The following is a 17,331-nucleotide window of genomic DNA, read 5'->3' on the forward strand; positions in this document are numbered from 1 at the left end:
ACTCTTTGGAAAGATTTTGAACTTGTAAGCAGATCTTACAAGTTCAAAACGTCCGTTCATCAAAATTTCTTCTGCAAATAATCAAGCTTATACCGCACTGCATAAGGGTTGGGATAAGTATCGACTATTTGTTCCAGCAGCTCTGCTGCCTGCCTGTATTCATGCCTGTCTTCGTAAATATCAGCGAGCATGAATACTGCTTCGGCATGAATATCCTCAGAAATACCATCCATTTTGAGCAGCTTTTCAAGTTCGGACTCTGCCCTTTCCCAGGCTTGGATAAGAGTCAGTGTATGAGCCATTTCAAAAATAGATCGAGCCTTGGTACGCAGGTTATCGGTACTTTTAGCTATGTCGTTGTAAGTATAAATAGCCAGATCATAGTTTCTTAACTTGCGAAAAGTTTCAGCAAGCATAGTCCGCTTTGAATCAAGCTGCTCTTGTGTCTGTTCAGAATATTCAAGGCTCTTCTCTAAAGCCTCAACTGCTGCCTTGTACTGCCCGGTACGGATATACATTTCAGCCAGCTGAAGCTTCAATTTGGAAGCAAGATCCGGCTTATGACCGAATTCAAGATACATGGCCTCAAGAATTGCAGCCCCCCGTTCGCTGTCATGGCGAACTTCAGCTGCAATCTTTACCAGATAATTCCAGGCTTCAAAACGATGTTCCCCCTGCGGATTATCCTGAAGGTATCTTTCAAATCCCTTTTCGGAATCACTGTAGAAGCCGCTGATAAAGCTGGACCTAGCCTTATCGATAACTTCTGATCTTTTATCAGTAGGTTTATCGCATCCCTGCGCCATAAGCAGCAGGGATACGATTATTATAATCAAGAATCTCTTCATTATTCGGATTCTTCACCTTCAGGCTCGAAAGTTGCTTCTTCATTTGCATCCTGAACAAGGTCAAAACCGACAACTTGGTCACCGTCATCCATGCGTACAAGACGAACTCCCTGAGTGGCACGGCCGACAAGGGAAACGTCTTTAACACCCATACGGATGATCTTGTTACCGGAGGTAAGCAGGACAACTTCGTCTTCCGGGGAAACCATGATTGAACCAAGTACCTTCCCGGTCTTGGTGGTCACCCTCATGCTGATAATCCCCTTACCGCCGCGGGTCTGGATGCGATGTTGGTCAATGTCGGTACGTTTACCGTAACCACCTTCGGAGATGGTCAGCAGCTGTACGCGCTCTTCATCGCCGGTCACAACACCGGAAACAACCTCATCACCGGGACGCAGTGCAATACCTTTAACACCGCTGGCTACACGGCCCATAGCCCTTGCATCATGACAGCTGAAGCGGATGGAAGTACCGTTTTTGGTAACCAGAACAGCCTCGGAGTTGGGGCTTACTTCCTTAACGGTAATCAATTCATCACCGTCTTTCAGGGCTACAGCACGAATACCGGACTGACGGCAATTGCGGTACAGAGCAATAGAAGAACGTTTAATCATACCGCTCTTGGTTACGAACAGGAAGAAGCACTCCTCTTCGAACTCACGCATTGTCATTGCAGTGGCAATGGTCTCGTCCTTTTCAAGAGGCAGCAGGTTGGCGATGTGCGCGCCACGGGCGATGCGGCTTGCTTCGGGAACCTGATGAACCTTGATCTTGAACATCTTACCCTTGGAAGTGAAGAGCAGCAGGTACTGGTGGTTGGAGGTGGTCAGGAAGGTGTGGATGAAGTCCCCGTCCTTGGTCTGAACACCGGCAATACCTTTACCGCCGCGTTTCTGCTTCTGGTAGTTGGAAAGCGGCGTACGCTTGATGTAGCCGCGTCTGGAAAGAGTGATAACCGCATCATCATCGGGGATAAGGTCTTCGATGTCGATATCATCGGGGTTGTGATCCATAAGTACGGTCTTACGCTCGGTGGCGTAGTTGTCCTTGATCTCAACCAGCTCGTCGCGGATAACGCCTTTCAGAACTTCATCATTAGCGAGGATGGACTTGAAGTATTCGATCTTCTTGAGAATCTCTGCGTATTCTTCAAGCAGCTTTTCGTGTTCAAGGTTGGTCAGTCTCTGCAAGCGCATGTCGAGAATTGCCTGAGCCTGCACCTTGGAAAGATCGAAGCGATCCATCAAAGCGATGCGTGCATCATCACCGTTCTTGGAAGCCCGGATGATTTTAACAACTTCATCGATGTTATCCAGTGCGATACGCAGACCTTCGAGAATGTGGGCGCGTTTTTCGCATTTATCCAGATCAAAGCGTGTACGGCGGATGATGACTTCGCGGCGGTGTTCCAGAAATGCAACCAGAATCTGCTTCAGGTTCATGAGCTGCGGACGGTTGGCATTAACAGCCATCATGTTGATACCGAAGCTCTGCTCCAACTGGGTGAACTTGTACAATGAGTTGATGATGATATCCGCGATTGCGCCCTTCTTCAGGTCAACCACAACGCGGATACCTTTACGGTCGGATTCATCACGCAGGTCGGAAACACCTTCAATCTTACCTTCACCAACCAGCTGGGCGATCTTCTCAACCATGCTGGATTTGTTCAGGGCGTAAGGAATCTCGCTGATGACGATGGACTGGCGGCCGTTACTTTTCTCCTCAATGTTCACAACACCGCGGATTTTGATGGAACCGCGACCGGTCAGGTAAGCCTCACGAAGGCCTTTTCCGCCGAAACAAAGTGCTCCGGTAGGGAAGTCGGGACCTTTGATATAGTCCATTAAGTCTTCGATTTCACACTCGGGATTATCGAGCAGATGCATGGTACCGTTGATCAGCTCGCCGAGGTTGTGAGGCGGAATATTGGTCGCCATACCAACTGCAATACCGGAAGTACCGTTCAGCAGCAGGTTGGGAACCTTGGTAGGCAGGACAGAAGGTTCCTGCAGGGAGTTATCGTAGTTGTCGCGGAAATCGACAGTCTTTTTTTCAAGGTCGGCCAGGAACTCGGAACTGAGCTTGGACATCCTTGCTTCGGTGTAACGCATAGCCGCTGCGGCGTCGCCGTCAATGGAACCGAAGTTACCCTGACCGTCAACAAGCGGATCGCGCATGGAAAATTCCTGCGCCATACGTACCAAGGCATCGTAAACAGCAGAGTCACCGTGGGGGTGATATTTACCGATTACGTCACCGACAACACGGGCCGATTTTTTATAGGACCTGTTGTAAGTGTTACCAAGCTCGTGCATGGCGTAAAGGATACGCCTGTGTACAGGCTTCAGCCCGTCCCTTACATCAGGGATCGCACGGCCGATGATTACGCTCAAGGAGTACTCAAGGTACGATTTCTTAAGCTCTTCTTCAATTGTGATTTGAGACATTGTTTCTCCGAATTAAATATCAAGCTCTTGAACTGCGAGAGCGTTCTTTTCAATAAATTCGCGGCGCGGCTCAACGTTGTCACCCATGAGATCTTCAAAGATGTCGTTGGCAGCGGTTGCGTCTTCAATGGTTACCTGCAGCATGGTTCTCTTTTCGGGATCCATGGTGGTTTCCCAGAGCTGCTCGGGGTTCATTTCACCAAGACCCTTATAGCGCTGAAGGTTAATGCCTTTGTAGGCTTCTTCCATAACACCGTCGAGCAGGTTGAAAATACCACTTAGTTCGGTTTCACTTTCACCGCGGGCAATCTTGAAGTCGGTACCGTCACACTCATCAACGATTTTACGGTTGCGATCATAGGTGTTGCGGAACAGCTTGGAGTTGAAAAATTCAACTGCCAATCTGGTGCGATGCCCGTTCTCGTTTTCAAAAACAACATAAACGCGTGCTTCGCCTTCTGTTTCAGTATCCTCACGCTCAATGAAGACCTTGTAGCCGGCTTCTTCCATCTTGGAGATAAAAGACTGCGGATCATTGTCCGCAAACATTTCCGGAGTCATCTTTTCATCAAGGCTGACCAGTTTAGCAAACAGGGCATCAGAAATACCCATGTTGGCTGCTTCACTGATTTTGCTTTTGATGAAACGGATGTCTTCAAGCAGTTCGATCAGCGATTCCTGATGGTATTCCTGACCGCATTCGGTTTTGATAGTGATATCCTTAGCAACCCTATCAATAAGCAGGGAGTAGAGTTCGGAATCATCCTTGATGAATTTTTCGTATTTACCCTTGGCAATACGGTACAGCGGCGGCTGGGCAATATAGAGATGGCCGCGCTGAATAAGCTCTTCATACTGACGGAAGAAGAAAGTCAACAGCAGGGTTCTAATGTGGGATCCGTCAACATCCGCGTCAGTCATGATAACGACTTTATGGTAACGCAACTTGTCGAAATCTTTCTCACCCTCTTCCTGACCGATACCGATACCCATGGCAGTGATCAGGGCCCGGATTTCCTTGTTACCGAGCATCTTATCAAAGCGGGTCTTCTCTACGTTCAGAATCTTACCGCGCAGGGGCAGGATAGCCTGATGCTTGGGGTTACGGCCCTGTTTCGCAGAACCGCCCGCGGAGTCACCCTCAACGATAAAGAGTTCACTTTCGCTGGGATCCTTTGACTGGCAGTCGGCCAGCTTACCCGGCAGGGAATGGTCGGAAAGAGCACCCTTGCGGCGGACAAGGTCACGGGCCTTGCGCGCTGCATCCCTGGCACGTGCCGCATCAACAACCTTTTCAACAATAGCTTTGGCGTCCTTGGGATTCTCCTGAAAATAGGAAGAAAGCTTGTCGTAAACCATACCGGAGACAATACCGACCATTTCGGAGTTACCGAGCTTGGTCTTGGTCTGCCCTTCGAACTGCGGATCAGGAAGCTTAACGCTGATGACCGCGGTAAGACCTTCACGAACATCGTCACCGGAAAGCTTGATTTTAAGCTTTTTCGGCAGATCAGAGTTCTGGATGTAAGTGTTGATCGCACGGGTCAGGGCACCCTTGAAACCAGCCAGGTGTGTTCCGCCCTCTACAGTACGGATGTTGTTGGCAAAGGTATGGGTGTTTTCCTTGAAGGAGGTGTTGTACTGCACCGCCAGTTCAGTGATTACATTGTCGGTTTCTGATTCGGCATAAATGATCTCACTTACAGGGGTCTGACCTTTATTCAAATCTTCGACAAAAGAGACAATACCGCCGTCAGCCCTGAAGCTGGCACTTTCGTTCGACCTTTCATCAACAAATTCGATATTCAGACCTTTATTCAGGTAGGCCAGTTCGCGAAAACGCTTTTTAAGGGTGCTGAAATCAAACTGGTTGGTTTCAAAAATCTCTTCGTCAGGACGGAAGCGGATGGTTGTACCGGTAGTCACGGCATCACCGATGCACTCCAGAGGACCCGTAGGAACCCCTCTCTCGTAACTTTGACGGTACATCTTACCCCCGCGTCGAACTGTAGCCTCAAGATGCTCAGAGAGGGCGTTTACGCATGAAACACCAACACCGTGCAATCCGCCGGACACTTTGTAGGCATCGTTATCAAACTTACCACCGGCATGAAGCACGGTCATAACGATTTCAAGAGCAGGCTTTTTCTTTTTGGGATGGATATCAACAGGAATACCGCGGCCGTTATCGGATACGGTTACACTGTTATCCATATGCAGGGTTACCTTGAACTTGTCGCAGTAGCCGCCCATGGCTTCATCGATGGAGTTGTCGACCACCTCGTAAACAAGGTGGTGCAAACCTCTGATATCGGTGGAACCGATGTACATGGCAGGTCTTTTTCTAACCGCGGCAAGTCCCTCAAGGACGGTAATCGATTCCGCGCTATAATTCTCGTTAGGGGCCATTAAACGTCTTCCTCGCTGTAGTAAGTCTCTTCCTGAACCTTCATGGGCATGACAATAACGAGATATTCGTTGTCATCACCACCGGTAACGCCACAGGGCGCTTCGGCTCCGGTCAGGGTGAAGTTGATTTTGTCGGACTGGAAGTGCCCAAGAATCTCAATGAGGTTCTTGGTGGGGAAAGCAATGCGTTCCATTTCGCCGGAAAATTCAATTTCCATGGATTCGGTTGCAGTACCGACTTCCTGCCCCTGTGAGAAGAGCACCAACTCGCCGGGGTTGAACAGGAAGGAAGCACAACGGTTGGAATCGGTGTTGAAAATGGAGATACGGTCCAGAGCCATGGACAGTTCGGATTTTTCCACTTTCATGCTCGAAACATCGTCATCATTGAGCTTGGACAGAAAATTCTTGTAGTTCGGATACTGGTAGTAGCTCAGCGGCAGGCTGAAAGTTTCCTTGCCGTCTGCGGTCTTAAAGAAAAGACGCTTTTCACTGAGGCTGAGTTCAATCTCATCTTCGGTGAGCCATTTTTTCAGTTCAACCAGATATTTCTTCTGAATGAGGATTCCCTCTTCAGGAAGAATTGAATGGATATCATCATTGATGAATTTAAGGCGTGCGAACTGATGTCCGTTCAGGCCGCAGACTTCCACATACTTACCATTCTCATCAGCAGCAGGTACAATGTTCATGCAAGCAATGGCTTCCATACTGTCCTCATCACTGATGCAGAAGGCGATTCTTTCAATGAGCTCAAGGAGGAAATCACCGGACCAGAATACGGCGCCTTCTGCAGGGAAAGAGGAGAATTTCTGAAACCAGGTGGGATCATTCACAGGAAGCTTGTATTTTCTGGAACCCTGCTCAACCAGAATGGAAGAACCGTCAGCATCATTCTTGATGGTCAGTTCACCGGAAGGCAGTTTACGGACCAGATCATAGAAAGCACGTCCCTGTACTCCCGCAAGTCCCTCTTCCATAATCTCGGCTGGATATGTTCCGCAGAATTCCAGATTGGAATCTGTGGACATGATGCGCAGGTTTCCATCATCACTTTTCAGCCAGATGGTGCGCAGATATGCAGCTCCTGTTTTGGCGGGAATGATGCTGGCAGACTTCTGCAATCCTTCGATCACTTCATCCCTATTCACCTTTAAATACATATATATTCTCCTTGTTTTTTTTATTAGGTCGGTTCTTATGTTTCTTTTTGAGTTAACTATTCTAAATAATTTGTTTTTTTATGCACAATTTATGTTGCATTTGAGTAACAAACCTACACTCTTTTTGAACTTGTTCAGTTTGAGACACGCAAAAGACACTTATTCTTCAAGTCTATCAACAGTCTTTTCAAAACTCTATCATCTCTTTGTAATTCTTGTATTTTTTTTACCGAATAAAGAACAGTCGAGTGATCTTTTCCTCCAAATGTCCGTCCCAGGGCCGGGTATGAAATACCTAAAAGTTCTCTGCAAAGGTACATAGCTACCTGTCTGGCGTAGGCAGTCATCTTGTGCCTTTTGCTCCCTGTAAGGTCGGATGGTTTGAGGTTGAAATGAGAGGCCACGGACTCAATCACGTATTCAGGGGTGAGGGTCTCGTCAGCCTTTTCTTCCGTGTTGCTGAGAATGTGTTCAAAATCCCGGTCATCCATGTTCTTGCGCACAAGTTCACGGAATGCTGAAAGTTTGATGATGATACCCTGAAGGTATCTGAAGTCCTGAAATCTTTGGGAAAGAGTAAGGATCTGATCCTTGCTCAGAGGCAGTTTCTTTAATTTGCACTGCTTCTGAACATACTTGGCCCTGATTTCAAGGTCCGGTCTTTTCAGGGTGACAATAAGCCCCCATTCGAGCCTTGATTTAAGGTTCTTGTTCAAAAAATAGTAGGAAGCCAGTTTATCCGTACAGCTGAAGACCATCTGTTTTCCATGTTCATAAAAGTTATTGAAAATGGAGATGAGTTCCTGCTGCAGATGTTCGTATTTTTTGATCTGCCTTAGGTCGTCGAGGAAAAAGTATTCGAAATCAAAGAAATAATTCCTCGCACGCATGACGTCACCGCCGAAGCGTACAGAGTAAATATTCTGCACGTCATCAACGTTGCCGAGGAATACTTTTTCCCGATCCACTTTTTTGCAGACTTCATTGGCAATGGCTTTTAAGAGATGTGATTTCCCTGAACCGCTTTTGCCGCAGATAACAAAGGGATTGAACGAGACATTCTCAACACGGGCAACCTCCTTGGCTGAGGCAAGAGGGAAGTAGTTCTTCTTGCCGATCAGGAAGTTTTCAAAGGTGAAGTTATGCCCGAATGGGAAGTCTATTTTCTTTACGCTGACAGGCTGCTCTTGAACCGATGTGTGATTTGAACCGTTATTTGAGTAAGATATAGAGAATCCGCTGCCCAGAAATTGGCCCAGCTGTTCCTCGAAACGGTCCTGCATGCTTGATTTGAACCATTGCCCGAAAAAAGAGTGTGGGAATGTGACAACAACTTCCCCATCTTTTTCGGAGATGTCGATATTTATGGGGTCAAACCAGCGTGCCAGCTCGGAATCAGAGCATGAATTTAAAAGATGGTTTCGCAGTGCTTCTTTCACGTGAATAGTATATTTTTTAGGGGTGTTCTAAATTGTTGAAATAATGATAAAAAAAAACATAAAAAAATCGAATTTTCTAAACCCCCGCAACCACACGTTCTTATACATTATTATATAGCTTAAGCCAAGGCATATTCGCTCTTAAAACGTTTTTATCAATCGAAATAATATCTACCTCCCGAAAAAAATAAAATTGCAATCAGAGGCTATTTAAGCCACAATCTTTGCTGGTCTGATTCTACTCTCAAATGCACAGGGCGTCCCTGCCCGGAAAAATCATTTTTGAATGTATTGTGGAAAACTTTTGTCAGGCCAGCCTGTAACCAAATTCCAAACGGAGTCTTTCCAATGGCCACCACCTTTGAAGTCAATAAGACAATCAGTGAAATCAACGAACGAATCAAGAAAGGTAAGGCTGTAGTCGTCAATGCTGAAGAAATGGTCGAAATCGTCCGTTCTAAAGGCAAGGTTGAAGCAGCCAAAGAGATAGATGTAGTTACCACCGGGACTTTCTCTCCCATGTGCTCTTCCGGCATGTTTTTCAACATCGGACAGGTTCCGCCTCTTATGAAGACTTCCGAGGTATGGCTGAACAATGTTCCCTGTTATGCCGGATTGGCCGCTGTAGACTCCTATATAGGCGTCACAGAGCCTTCTGAGGATGATCCCTTGAACAAGGTTCATCCCGGACGCTTTGCTTACGGAGGAGGGCATGTAATCGAAGATCTCATCGCCGGTAAAACAGTTCGTCTCAAAGCCAAGGCTTACGGTACCGACTGCTACCCCCGCCGTGAGATTGAAAAAGACGTATCCCTCAAGGATCTAAAGGATGTAACCATCCTTAACCCGCGCAACTGTTACCAGAACTACAATGCCGCGGTTAACATGACCAGCAGGACCGTCTATACTTACATGGGACCGCTTAAGCCCAACCAGCGCAATGTTAACTTTGCCACTGCAGGGCAACTTTCCCCGCTTTTCAATGATCCCTACCTGAAGACTATCGGTATGGGCACACGTATTTTCCTTGCCGGCGCTAAAGGTTATGTTATCGGAGCCGGAACCCAGCATGTAAAGAGTCCGCAGCGTAACGAGCGCGGTATCCCGCTGACTCCGTCCGGCACACTTATGCTCAAATCCAGCAATGTAACCAAAATGGATTCACGTTATTTCCGCGGGCTGAGTTTTCCCGGTTACGGCTGTACTGCCTCCATCGGTGTAGGTATTCCCATTCCCATCCTCAACGAGGAAATGGCCTGGTATACCGGCGTCTCCGATGAAGATATCCAGATGCCCGTAAAGGACTACGGTTACGATTACCCCAACGGTGTAGCCAACATCCTTGCCCACGTAACCATGAAAGAACTCAAGTCCGGTTCAATCAACCTGAACGGCAAGGATATCCCCACCGTTCCGTTGACCAGTCATTCCATCTCCCTTGAGATCGCAGATAAGCTTAAAGACTGGATCCAGAAAGGAGAATTCCTGCTGTCTGAACCAGTAGAAGAAATTGAGTCTGAATAAATAAATATAAAAATAACGGTGTCTTACTAATCCGGCAGGAAGTTTTTTCTGCCGGATTTTTTTGAAAAGGAACTTATGAACACTAAAAGTTTTAAAGCTGATATTTTACTGCTGATCACCGCCGTTATCTGGGGTGCTGCATTTGTGGCCCAGCGGGTGGGGATGGATTACATGGGGCCGCTTACTTTCAATGCGGTTCGTTTTGCTCTTGGCGCCGCAGCGCTGCTTCCGTTAATTCAGCGTATGGACCGCGAAAAGAAGAAGGACGGTATTTATCAGGAAGTAGATAAGGGAAGTTTCATCAAGGGCAGTTTAATTGCCGGTGGGGCTCTTTTTATGGGGGCTACTTTCCAGCAGTGGGGACTTGTTTATACAACAGCCGGAAATGCAGGATTTATTACTGGTTTATACGTTGTTTTTGTTCCCATAATGGGGCTGTTTTTTAAGCAGAAAACGGGCTTGCCTACTTGGATAGGTGCAGTGCTGGCTGTTATCGGTATGTATCTGCTTTCAGTTAACGATAGTTTTCATATTGAAATGGGCGATTTGCTGGTTCTTATCTGCGCGGTCTTTTTTGCAGGACATGTAGTGGTTATTTCACTGCTGGCCAGCAAGGTAGATCCTGTAAAGTTTGCCGCCGGTCAGTTCGTAGCCTGCTCAGTATTCAGTTTTATAGGTGCCTTCGCTTTTGAGACCATGACCTTTGCCGGAATCTGGGCCGGAATTGTGCCCATTCTTTACGGTGGACTGATGTCTGTCGGGGTAGCCTATACTTTGCAGGTTGTTGCGCAACAGGAAGCAAAGCCTGCTCATGCAGCAATTATCCTCAGCCTTGAGTCAGTATTTGCGGCACTTGCCGGATGGCTGCTGCTTGGAGAATTATTGACTACACAAGGGTTGATAGGGTGCGGATTGATGCTTTGCGGTATGTTGCTGTCGCAGATTAAATCTTAAGATTCAATCAAATTGATAAGGCTGTTCTTGAAAAAATTAAAGCTTGGCGATTGATTATTGTTTACATCCATATGGGGAGTTATATTTTTTGCCCAAGCACATTTTTCAGCACCAATTTCGTAGAATTTTAATGATTTTAATTTTTGAGAACCTCCGTGGTAAATTGCATCGGCTAATGTTTCCCATGTACCGCATATTGAGTCATTTTTATATGAGTTTAAAATGTTTTCTTTTGCATCTGGGTAAGCTGTATTTACAGCAGAAATATCACCAAGAAACCATGCTTCTCCCTCTTCTATGGCGAAGCAAAATCGTGTAGTTGGTTTTGGTGAACAGCTTTCAAGAATATCTGTTAATTGTTTAAGAAAATCTTTTTTGCTTTTATCATCAAGGTCACAGACTATTATTACAGCTGCCGGGTAATTTTTGGGATAAGAAGCATAAGTTTTTCCATATCCTCGAAGTAGTGCTGGCAATTGCGTTAATAGAATACGTTTCGATGGGTCGCTTGAAGCCTTAAGATTTGTGGGTATTTTTCCAATTCCCTTATATGAAATGATAGTATAAGAGTGGGGACTTTTTATTATTTTAGGTAGTAGTATATCTAGAGCTATTTTTCCAGACTGGTCTTCAACTAGAATATCAAAGTGCATCAGGCATCCTTTTGTCAAAATAATCACTATACCATAGTCCTCCAAGCGGAAGTCCTTCTGCAACCATGTTTGCAACTAAATTATTATCACTTGCTCTACTTATAGTTGAAAAACCATCTTCACCTTTTTCTACGATCCATACTTCTTCGGGGGTCAAGGCATCTACAAAGTATGGTTGATGAGTGGTTATAAATATTTGTGATCCACCTTTTCTACCTGTTGCATGCGTTCTGAATTCAAGTGCAAGTATTTCTAAAAGTTTGTGGTATAGACCGTTTTCAGGTTCTTCGATACATATAAATGGTGGTGGGGATGGGTCTTCTAATAATAATAAATATGCAAAAGTTTTTAACGTTCCGTCTGACATTTGTTGTGAGTAAAAAGGATCATTAAAACCACGATCATTAAACTGTAACAGAAGACGTCCATCAGGACTTTCGTTCGTTGTAATTTTGTCAATTCCAGGTATTTTTTTTGAAATACGATCAAGAATTTTATCAAATTTTTTTGGGTGATCGCGTCTCATAAATTGGACCACATTTCCTAAGTTATCACCTGTACTGTTTAAGTGTTTTTGTGGCCCAGCCAGAGGAAGGCTTCTTGCGTCGTTTGGGTTGAAGTAACTTAGATACCATCCTTCTATAAATTCTCGGAAAGCAGAAATTCTTGGGTGCTGTTTTAAAGCTCCAAGGGATGTAATACCTAATCTTCTCTTATCAGATAGTTCAACTAGTTCTGTGTCGGCACTTTCTTCGTGGTTAATTGAAGAAGATATATCGTTCATGAATTCATATAGGTCGAATTCTTCTTTACTTTCATCAATTTTAAGGAGTCTATCTTCTCCCTTCCAAGCTACACCTTTCCCGTTTTTTAAAATAAGAAATGAAAAAGGCCAGCCTGTACTAGCCCCTTTTCTCCGTTGTCTAAGTCGTTCTTTTTCTACGTATGGTCTATCTGAGGAATCAATATTTATCGAAAGTTCATAAGTAATTGGTCTGGCATTTCCATCTTGTTTGTAATAAATTTCGAATGAAATAGGTCCCTTTTCACCTTGCGACCTTAAGCGTTTAAATCCACCACGTTTTTTGAGATCACAAGCCTCCTCAACACCGTGTTTTAGGCAGTCAGCTAAAAATCCAAAAGCATCAAAAAGTGTACTTTTGCCAGCTCCATTTTTACCGATAACTGTAGTTAAGGGTGTTAAAGGAGGAACTTTTTGTGTGTTCCAAAGTTTTCCTAAGGTTATATCTTTCAAGGTGCCGAAATTTTGAATTCTGATCCCTTCGATTTTTGCCATAATTATCTCCAGATTATATACGAATCATATGAATTTACTAATAGTTTAATTTATTATCAATCCCATTCTTTTTTCAATAAAAATTTATACGACCGCACACCGTGAACCATGTCGGCCAGTATTCTGGGCATGGACTTGAACATCATTTTGAATGACATATGCTTCAAAAGCGGCTGGGAGTAGAACAATGTCCAGCGTAAGCGGTTGGAGTAGCGCAGTTCGGGGAATACGTATTTTTCAAGACGTTCAAGATAAAACTGGTCCGGTGCTTTGTTTTCAGTGATTCCGCGGGCAATGGATTCCGCTGCATAGCGTCCGGTCTGCAGAGCATAGAAGATACCTTCACCAAAGAGCGGCTCTACCAGTCCGGCTGCATCTCCTGCAAGGAGTGTGCGCCCGAAGCAGGGATTTTTCATGAAGTTTCCGTAAGGGAGCGGGTAGCCCTGCATGTGTAAGAATTCCGGATCCACAATGCCTTGAGAACGCAGGAAATTCATGTAGGTTTTCTTAAAGTCAGTGGTGCATCTAGTCAGTGCCCCAATGCCGGTTACTACTTTTCCTTTAGCCGGGAAAACCCAGATATATCCAGCCCTAAGATGTCCGATATAGAGTTCCGGCTTGGTCACTTTGCGCGGGAAATCCTTTTCATCGAAAATAATTTCAATGGTTGCCGCCATGTCATCACGCCATTTTTTCTTATTGTAAGGAACTGAACGGCGGATGGTGGAATGAACTCCGTCTGCACCGAGCAGGTATTTTCCTTTGAAAATACGGTTTGATGCGGTTTTTATTTCTGCATCCTGATAATTGCATTCTTTAATTTCATCGCCGGTAAATATCTGCGCTCCGGCATTTGCGGCTTTTTGCAGAAGGAAGTAATCAAAATCCACCCGGTCCACAAAGCGGAAGGGTATGGATGATTCAGCATCACGGATGTTGTAGTCGCGGTAATTGATGGAATATTCGGGCGATTCAAAGTTGATGATACCTTGTTCTCTGAGGCAATCTATATCACAGTCGAAAATTTTATTTAATATTTCAGTAGATTTGTAGGTAAGAAGCCCGCCGCAGAGTTTTTTTCTGGGGAATTCGGCCTTATCTATCAGTGCTACTTTAAAACCTTTACCAGCAAGGATGGTTGCGGCTGTAGAGCCTGTGGGACCTGCCCCTGCAATTATGACATCGAATTTACCGGACACTTTGACTCCTGAAAATATGTTCACAACCGGAATTATCTGCTTGATTAAGTTGTGATTTTATATCGCCTAGCGAGCACTTGGGCAAGCAAGACCGTACAAAACTTACCGAAATATGAAAAAAATAGAAGCAATAATATTTGATTTCGACGGAACACTGGCCGAATTGACCATTGATTTTGATGAGATGAAGAAGCGTCTCAAGGCCTTAGGCAGTGCATTTCTAGATCCTCTGCCGGAGAAGGATTTTCCTGCTCTTGAATGGGTTGATTTTATAGCTGATTGCCTTGCTGAAGAAGATCCTGATCTTGGCAAGGAATTTCACACCCGTTGTCGTTTTTTGATCATCAGTATGGAAGTGGAAGCAGCCCGCAATGGAAAGCTGTTCCCCTTTACCTGCGACATTCTGAACGGTCTCCGTAATTCAGGCATCAAGACCGGAATAATTACCCGCAATACTGCTTCGGCGGTTCGGGAATTGGTCCCGGAAATTAATAAACTTTCAGGATGTTTCCTCTCTCGTGAAGATGTTCAAAACGTAAAACCACACCCGGAGCATCTGTTCAAGGCCCTTGAGGTGATTGGGGTGCCAGTGGAGAACGCATTAATGGTCGGTGATCATCCTATGGATATTGAAACCGGCAAGCGAGCAGGGGCCATGACCGCCGGAGTGTCAACAGGGCGTATGTCCGTGGAAGAACTTCAGCAAGCGGAACCTGATTTCGTAGCGGCAAATTGTGCAGAACTAATACAAATTCTTGAAAAAGAAGGATTAGTTGTAAACAATTTGTAGTTTTAAATTGTTCAAAACATGAATTTGTCCCCATTCAATAGGCAGTCAAAATCATAAAAAGAATCGGAGTCATGTTTTTTACTGAAACTGGCAGGGTGATATCAGTTAGAGTTCTCAAATAAATGAAAGCTGATTATTGAATTTCATTTTGTGCATAATTATTTCAAGTATCTGAAAAATAAAGATAAGTTATAAACAATTTGAGTCAAAAATTGTTCAAAACAAAAGGGCGCAGTATCAATTAAGATACTGCGCCCTTTTATTATGAACGTATTATTTAAGCTAAATAGTGACCAGCTTGTAGTTTCGTGAACCCAAACCTATTTCTTCGGCATATTTGAGTCCGAAAGAGTCAGGTGTATCCGGCGTCAGGGCTTTGAATTTGTCATCGCCCTGACCCAGTCCGTCAGGTAACCTGCTGGGGTAGAGCGGAGGTGCTGCATTGATCATATCAAGAGAAGCCTGATCTACGGCAACAGGGTCTGATGATATCATTACCCCGAGATCGGGACAGATGGGTGCATCGCTGTAGCCATGACAATCACAGTCCGGAGTAATGTTCATAAGAAAGTTGATATGCATGGCCGGGCGCTTGAGGTTATCAAGAATAGCTTTGTTGTATTCAATCAGCCGTTTGGTGAAAACTTCCACATCGCTTTTCCAGTCGATAGAAATTGCTCCGAAACGGCAGGACAGAAAACAGCGTCCGCATCCGGTGCATTTTCCACTCATTATGATTCTGCCATCATCATCAAGATCGAGTGCATTAGCAGCACATTCAGTCATACAGACTCCGCATCCGGTACATTTTTCAGGATGAAGGTGCGGTGCAGTGGAAACATGGATGTGCATTTTACCTTTCTTGGAAGCGCATCCCATGCCGATATTTTTAATGGCTCCGCCATAGCCTGCCAAGCCGTGTCCTTTGACGTGGTTAAGGGTAACCATCATGTCCGTCTCCATGAACATGCCGCCAACATGGGCTTCAGAAATATATTTCCCGGCATAGGGGATGGTTGTTTGATATTCACCGCGCAAGCCGTCTGCAAACAGAACCGGGGCACCGATAACATTTGGATCGTAACCGTGGCGTGCTGCCAGCAAGCCGTGGGAAACAGATTCTCCGCGCTCTCCAACATAAAGGGTACTGGTATCAGTGAAATAAGGCTTGGCTCCGGCCTTTTTCAGGAAGTCTACGATAGGCCTCAGGTTAAGGGCATTTAGGTACCCGGTGTTTCCGCTTTCCCCGAAATGTACTTTTAGAGCAACAAGATTGCCCGGATCAATAATGGCATTCATACCGGACTGCTTGAGCAGTTTTTTCATCTTCAAAGCATGCGGAGATTTGCGTGTGGTACGCAAATTCCAGAAATACACTTTAGACATAATACTTCCCCCTGTATTTACGAAAATATGTAAATCATTTCCCTGACTCTTTTTGCGGGGTTAAGGTATAATTTGCTTTTAATATTGTCTATTTTAAAAGAGCAGGATTAAAGCATAAATTTGTAGATAAATGATCGGGTAGCTTTCAGCACCCAGTTGATTTATATAGCGAAGAGAATGAGATAGTGAATGCGGTTAAATCGAATATTCAGGAGTTTATAAATGCACTTACTGAAAAGGGTACTGGTGACCGGCGGAGCAGGATTTCTGGGAACACATCTTTGTGAACGTCTTCTTGCTGACGGTTGTGATGTAATCTGTGTGGACAATTTTTTTACCGGGACCAAATCCAATGTTACTCATCTTTTGAGTAATCCTAATTTTGAAATAATCCGGCATGATGTAACTTTTCCGCTCTATCTTGAGATTGACGAAATCTACAATCTGGCCTGTCCGGCTTCGCCGATTCATTACCAGCATGATCCGGTGCAGACCACCAAGACCTCCGTGCACGGGGCAATCAATATGCTCGGTCTTGCCAAGCGCACCAGAGCTAAAATTTTTCAGGCCTCCACATCTGAAGTCTACGGCGATCCCGAAGTGCATCCGCAACCTGAGAGTTATGTGGGCAGCGTTAATCCTATCGGTCCCCGTTCCTGCTATGATGAAGGAAAACGTTGTGCCGAAACTCTTTTCTTTGATTATTACCGTCAGCACAAAGTTAACATAAAAGTTGCCCGCATATTCAATACTTACGGACCTAAAATGCATCCCAATGATGGGCGCGTGGTTTCAAATTTTATTACTCAGGCTCTTCTCGGTAACCCCATCACCATTTATGGCGATGGTTCCCAGACCCGCTCATTCTGTTATGTTGATGATATGATTGAAGGGTTTTTAACCCTGATGGATACCCCGGATGAAGTAACCGGCCCGGTGAACCTCGGTAATCCGGTTGAATTTACCATTCGCGAGTTGGCAGAAAAAGTGATTGGATTGACTGGTTCAAAATCTGAATTGATTTACGAACCACTGCCCGGTGATGATCCGAAACAACGTAAGCCTGATATATCTCTTGCCAAAGAGCTCGGCTGGGAACCGACCATCCAGCTGGAAAAAGGGTTGGTCAGCACTATTGAATATTTCAAGACCTTAGATTTGGAATCAATTTTCAAATAGAAGCATTTGGCGATTTATCTGCAACAAAAAAGGCCAC

Annotated in this window: 13 protein-coding genes; 4 read left to right on the forward strand and 9 right to left on the reverse strand. The window is 45.1% G+C overall.

Features of this window, described 5'->3' with window-relative positions; genetic code table 11:
- Positions 1–59: 59 nt before the first annotated feature.
- The 5 genes from ACKU40_RS15785 to ACKU40_RS15805 form a co-directional block, all read right to left on the reverse strand.
- Entirely contained in the window at positions 60–848 is a 789-nt protein-coding gene (locus ACKU40_RS15785) for a tetratricopeptide repeat protein (protein ID WP_320173747.1), read from the reverse strand.
- The gene (gene gyrA / locus ACKU40_RS15790) at positions 848–3,301 is read right to left on the reverse strand and encodes a DNA gyrase subunit A (RefSeq protein ID WP_320173748.1); all 2,454 of its coding nucleotides are present in this window, start codon (positions 3,299–3,301) and stop codon (positions 848–850) included. The genes ACKU40_RS15785 and gyrA overlap by 1 nt, the downstream gene beginning before the upstream one ends.
- Positions 3,302–3,313: 12 nt before the next feature.
- A complete protein-coding gene (gyrB, locus tag ACKU40_RS15795; protein WP_320173749.1) occupies positions 3,314–5,710 on the reverse strand; it encodes a DNA topoisomerase (ATP-hydrolyzing) subunit B in 2,397 nt (798 codons plus the stop codon).
- On the reverse strand, positions 5,710–6,873 hold the full coding sequence (gene dnaN, locus ACKU40_RS15800) for a DNA polymerase III subunit beta (RefSeq protein ID WP_320173750.1): 1,164 nt from the start codon (positions 6,871–6,873) through the stop codon (positions 5,710–5,712). Before dnaN ends, gyrB begins: the two co-directional genes overlap by 1 nt.
- A gap of 134 nt (positions 6,874–7,007) precedes the next feature.
- Positions 7,008–8,312 carry a DnaA ATPase domain-containing protein gene (locus ACKU40_RS15805; RefSeq protein ID WP_320173751.1) on the reverse strand — a complete coding sequence of 435 codons (1,305 nt, stop codon included), beginning with the start codon at positions 8,310–8,312 and terminating at the stop codon, positions 7,008–7,010.
- A gap of 348 nt (positions 8,313–8,660) precedes the next feature.
- Between ACKU40_RS15805 and ACKU40_RS15810 the strand changes: the two genes are divergently transcribed.
- Positions 8,661–9,836 (forward strand): homocysteine biosynthesis protein, encoded by a 1,176-nt coding sequence (locus ACKU40_RS15810; protein WP_320173752.1) that lies wholly within the window; start codon positions 8,661–8,663, stop codon positions 9,834–9,836.
- Positions 9,837–9,911: 75 nt separating this feature from the next.
- Positions 9,912–10,790 (forward strand): DMT family transporter, encoded by an 879-nt coding sequence (locus ACKU40_RS15815; RefSeq protein ID WP_320173753.1) that lies wholly within the window; start codon positions 9,912–9,914, stop codon positions 10,788–10,790.
- Here ACKU40_RS15815 and ACKU40_RS15820 read toward each other — a convergent pair.
- Genes ACKU40_RS15820 through ACKU40_RS15830 form a run of 3 tightly spaced genes read right to left on the reverse strand, consistent with a single transcriptional unit; the run spans position 10,787 to position 13,939 of the window.
- The gene (locus tag ACKU40_RS15820; protein ID WP_320173754.1) at positions 10,787–11,443 is read right to left on the reverse strand and encodes a DUF4276 family protein; all 657 of its coding nucleotides are present in this window, start codon (positions 11,441–11,443) and stop codon (positions 10,787–10,789) included. The two genes, ACKU40_RS15815 and ACKU40_RS15820, sit on opposite strands and share 4 nt — an antisense overlap.
- Positions 11,433–12,740: an AAA family ATPase gene (locus tag ACKU40_RS15825; protein ID WP_320173755.1), complete on the reverse strand. Its 1,308-nt coding sequence runs from the start codon at positions 12,738–12,740 to the stop codon at positions 11,433–11,435. Before ACKU40_RS15825 ends, ACKU40_RS15820 begins: the two co-directional genes overlap by 11 nt.
- A gap of 56 nt (positions 12,741–12,796) precedes the next feature.
- On the reverse strand, positions 12,797–13,939 hold the full coding sequence (locus tag ACKU40_RS15830) for an NAD(P)/FAD-dependent oxidoreductase (RefSeq protein ID WP_320173756.1): 1,143 nt from the start codon (positions 13,937–13,939) through the stop codon (positions 12,797–12,799).
- Between the two features lie 112 nt (positions 13,940–14,051).
- Between ACKU40_RS15830 and ACKU40_RS15835 the strand changes: the two genes are divergently transcribed.
- The gene (locus ACKU40_RS15835) at positions 14,052–14,729 is read left to right on the forward strand and encodes an HAD family hydrolase (protein WP_320173757.1); all 678 of its coding nucleotides are present in this window, start codon (positions 14,052–14,054) and stop codon (positions 14,727–14,729) included.
- Positions 14,730–15,011: 282 nt separating this feature from the next.
- Here the strand turns inward: ACKU40_RS15835 and ACKU40_RS15840 are convergent, their stop codons facing one another.
- Complete coding sequence (locus ACKU40_RS15840; RefSeq protein WP_320173758.1) at positions 15,012–16,115, reverse strand: DUF362 domain-containing protein; 1,104 nt, start codon at positions 16,113–16,115, stop codon at positions 15,012–15,014.
- A 222-nt stretch (positions 16,116–16,337) separates the two neighbouring features.
- Here ACKU40_RS15840 and ACKU40_RS15845 point away from each other — a divergent pair, with 222 nt between their 5' ends.
- The gene (locus ACKU40_RS15845; RefSeq protein WP_320173759.1) at positions 16,338–17,294 is read left to right on the forward strand and encodes a UDP-glucuronic acid decarboxylase family protein; all 957 of its coding nucleotides are present in this window, start codon (positions 16,338–16,340) and stop codon (positions 17,292–17,294) included.
- Positions 17,295–17,331: the final 37 nt, after the last annotated feature.

This window comes from Maridesulfovibrio sp. (assembly GCF_963666665.1).
In the GTDB taxonomy this organism is placed as follows: Bacteria; Desulfobacterota; Desulfovibrionia; order Desulfovibrionales; family Desulfovibrionaceae; genus Maridesulfovibrio.

Coding starts and splice junctions, on each gene's coding strand:
- ACKU40_RS15820 (WP_320173754.1), bottom strand. CDS start 11,443: ATGCACTTTGATATTCTAGTTGAAGACCAGTCTGGAAAAATAGCTCTA.
- ACKU40_RS15825 (WP_320173755.1), bottom strand. CDS start 12,740: ATGGCAAAAATCGAAGGGATCAGAATTCAAAATTTCGGCACCTTGAAA.
- ACKU40_RS15815 (WP_320173753.1), top strand. CDS start 9,912: ATGAACACTAAAAGTTTTAAAGCTGATATTTTACTGCTGATCACCGCC.
- ACKU40_RS15785 (WP_320173747.1), bottom strand. CDS start 848: ATGAAGAGATTCTTGATTATAATAATCGTATCCCTGCTGCTTATGGCG.
- gyrA (WP_320173748.1), bottom strand. CDS start 3,301: ATGTCTCAAATCACAATTGAAGAAGAGCTTAAGAAATCGTACCTTGAG.
- gyrB (WP_320173749.1), bottom strand. CDS start 5,710: ATGGCCCCTAACGAGAATTATAGCGCGGAATCGATTACCGTCCTTGAG.
- ACKU40_RS15845 (WP_320173759.1), top strand. CDS start 16,338: ATGCACTTACTGAAAAGGGTACTGGTGACCGGCGGAGCAGGATTTCTG.
- ACKU40_RS15835 (WP_320173757.1), top strand. CDS start 14,052: ATGAAAAAAATAGAAGCAATAATATTTGATTTCGACGGAACACTGGCC.
- ACKU40_RS15840 (WP_320173758.1), bottom strand. CDS start 16,115: ATGTCTAAAGTGTATTTCTGGAATTTGCGTACCACACGCAAATCTCCG.
- dnaN (WP_320173750.1), bottom strand. CDS start 6,873: ATGTATTTAAAGGTGAATAGGGATGAAGTGATCGAAGGATTGCAGAAG.
- ACKU40_RS15810 (WP_320173752.1), top strand. CDS start 8,661: ATGGCCACCACCTTTGAAGTCAATAAGACAATCAGTGAAATCAACGAA.